Here is a 507-nt window from a genome sequence, read left to right on the forward strand (position 1 = left end):
GTCAGGCCGCGCGCGATGAGCGTCCCCTTGAATTCGGACTTGGTCGTACCCTGCACGGCGGGAGCTGGCGGCGTACGTCCGAAGGGGCGCGACAAACGCGCCATGAAACGGTTGCGGTCGGACATTACTGATTCTGATTCTGACTTCCGGACTGGTTCTGGCTTCCGGGCGTGATCGACATCATGACGCGACCCGAACCCTGTTCGGTGCCCTTCTTGCAGCCATCGACCTGAGCTTCGCCGGATTGCATCTGCACCGTCAGCTTGCAGCCAACGAGCACGTTCGGCCCATCGGAAAGTACGACTTCCTTGCCGGTCATGACCAGAACTTCGGTCTTCATGTCGAATGTGCCGCGGTCGCCGGTTGCAACCTGCGTGTTCGACTTGACGTAAACCTTGTCATCGACTTCCAGGCGCTCGATGTTCGAGGAACCGGTCGTCGCAGAGCCGCCATCCTTTGCGTAAAAGACGGTCATCTTGCCAGCCTTCAGCAGCGTTGGCCCCTGAT

General features: G+C 59.8%; 1 protein-coding gene. It reads right to left on the reverse strand.

Translation table 11 applies throughout. From position 1 onward, the window contains the following. Positions 1-124 precede the first annotated feature (124 nt). Positions 125-507, reverse strand: a 383-nt coding sequence (locus AB1462_RS31715; RefSeq protein WP_367249029.1) for an LptA/OstA family protein, incomplete at its 5' end; no start/stop codon positions are given.

It is taken from the genome of Pseudomonas sp. SB113 (assembly GCF_040754745.1).
GTDB classification, from domain to species: Bacteria; Pseudomonadota; Gammaproteobacteria; order Pseudomonadales; family Pseudomonadaceae; genus Aquipseudomonas; species Aquipseudomonas grimontii.